The organism is Paraburkholderia lacunae (assembly GCF_003353175.1).
In the GTDB taxonomy this organism is placed as follows: Bacteria; Pseudomonadota; Gammaproteobacteria; order Burkholderiales; family Burkholderiaceae; genus Paraburkholderia; species Paraburkholderia lacunae.
In genome coordinates this window covers 1-2,101 of record NZ_QHKS01000084.1, presented here as the reverse complement: position 1 = coordinate 2,101, position 2,101 = coordinate 1, and the positions used below count along the sequence as shown (strand labels likewise).

The 2,101-nt window shown below is 57.7% G+C and carries 3 protein-coding genes; all 3 read left to right on the top strand.

Going from position 1 to position 2,101, the window contains the following annotated elements:
• Positions 1-322: 4Fe-4S dicluster domain-containing protein (locus DLM46_RS38825; protein ID WP_208866448.1), on the top strand; the 322-nt coding region annotated here is incomplete at its 5' end.
• 12 nt (positions 323-334) lie between these two features.
• Entirely contained in the window at positions 335-1,180 is an 846-nt protein-coding gene (locus DLM46_RS38820; RefSeq protein WP_115110384.1) for a 3-hydroxybutyryl-CoA dehydrogenase, read from the top strand.
• Positions 1,181-1,197: 17 nt separating this feature from the next.
• Complete coding sequence (locus DLM46_RS38815; RefSeq protein WP_115110381.1) at positions 1,198-1,947, top strand: electron transfer flavoprotein subunit beta/FixA family protein; 750 nt, start codon at positions 1,198-1,200, stop codon at positions 1,945-1,947.
• The last annotated feature ends 154 nt before the right edge of the window (positions 1,948-2,101 follow it).

Genomic DNA, 2,101 nt, shown 5'->3' with positions numbered 1-2,101 from the left:
GGATGGGAAGCTGACGTTTGACCGGCTCTCTTCAGTGTTTATTTCCAACACCAACCATGAAGAGAATCAGCCGGCTCACCTGACGCTCAAAGATCCTTCGGTGCCGGTGAACGTGAACTGGCAGACCTATGCCGGTCCGGAGTCACGCTATTGCCCGGCCGCAGTGTATGAGTTCGTGAAGAACGACGACGGCAGCGAACGCCTCGTGATCAACGCGCAAAACTGCGTGCACTGCAAGACCTGCGATATCAAGGACCCGACGCAGAACATCGTGTGGGTGACGCCTGAAGGCGGCGGCGGGCCGAACTATCCGAACATGTGATTGACGAGCGATATGCAAACAATTGGAATCGTAGGCGCGGGGCAAATGGGAAGCGGCATCGCGCTGGTCTGTGCAATAGCCGGCCTCGACGTGATCGTCACGGATCTCGATGAACATGCAGTAAAACGCAGCATCGAAAGCATCGCGGCGAATCTCGGGCGGATGGTATCGAAGGGGAAAACGACTTCAGCCGAGGCAGCGTCGGCGTTGGAACGAATCAAGGGAAGCACTCTTTTGACCGTGCTTGCCGAATGCGACTTCGTGATCGAGGCTGCGACGGAACATGTTCAGATCAAAGAGCAGATTCTGAGGAAGCTGGATGCCATCGTGCGGCCGAATGCCATCATCGCGACCAATACTTCATCGGTGTCCGTCACGAGGCTCGGTGCGACGCTCAATGACCCGAGCCGCTTCACGGGGATGCACTTTTTCAACCCCGTTCCGTTGATGGCGCTCGTCGAAGTGATTCGCGGCCTTCAAACTAGCGACGTCACGTTCGATGCGACCGTCGGCCTTGCAAAACGTATCGGGAAGACCGCGATTTGCGTGAAGAATTCCCCAGGCTTCGTGGTCAATCGCATTCTGATACCGATGATCAATGAAGCGATTTTCGTGCTTCACGAAGGCCACGCGAGCGCCGCAGAGATCGACGAGGGCATGAAGCTGGGCGCCAATCACCCGATTGGACCGCTGGCGCTGGCGGACCTCATCGGACTCGATACGATGCTCGCGATCATGGACGTGTTGTACCGCGACTTCAACGATTCGAAATATCGTCCGGCGCCTTTGCTCAAGGAAATGGTGGACGCGGGCTATCTTGGACGAAAGAGTGGACAGGGTTTTTATACCTATCCTTAACGCTGAGGCAAAACATCTTGAAGATCATTGTCGCTGTGAAGAGAGTAGTTGATTACAACGTGAAGGTGCGCGTGAGGTCGGACAACACGGGCGTCGACATCGCGAATGTGAAGATGTCGATGAATCCGTTCGACGAAATCGCAGTGGAAGAAGCAGTTCGTCTGAAGGAAGCGGGCGTGGCGACCGAAGTGATCGCCGTGTCGGCAGGCGTGACGCAATCGCAGGAAACGCTGCGCACGGCGCTGGCGATCGGCGCGGACCGCGCCATCCTGATCGAATCCAACGAAGAGCTGCAACCGCTGGCTGTCGCCAAGCTGCTGAAGGCACTGGTCGACAGGGAACAGCCTTCGCTGATCATTCTCGGCAAGCAGGCCATCGACGACGATTCGAACCAGACCGGCCAGATGCTCGCCGCGCTGGCTAACCTGCCGCAAGCCACGTTCGCCTCGAAGGTCGTTGTCGCCGACGGTAAAGCTACCGTGTCGCGTGAAGTGGACGGCGGTGCGGAAACGCTGTCGCTGAGCCTGCCCGCTGTGGTCACCACGGACCTGCGCCTGAACGAGCCGCGCTATGTGACGCTGCCGAACATCATGAAGGCGAAGAAGAAGCCGCTGGAAGTCATCAAGCCGGAAGACCTGGGTGTTGACGTGGCACCGCGCCTGAAGACGCTGAAGGTCGCTGAGCCGCCGAAGCGCTCCGCCGGTGTGATGGTGCCGGATGTGAAGACGCTGGTCGAGAAGCTGAAGACCGAAGCCAAGGTGCTTTAAGTAACACGGCAACAATGTTGCATGGGACCGAAGTAAGCGCTAAAGCGCCAACTCCGGTCGACACAACAATGTTGCATGGGACCGGAGTAAGCGCTAAAGCGCCAACTCCGGTCGACACAACAATGTTGCATGGGACCGGAGTAAGCGCTAAAGC

Coding starts and splice junctions, on each gene's coding strand:
- DLM46_RS38820 (WP_115110384.1), top strand. CDS start 335: ATGCAAACAATTGGAATCGTAGGCGCGGGGCAAATGGGAAGCGGCATC.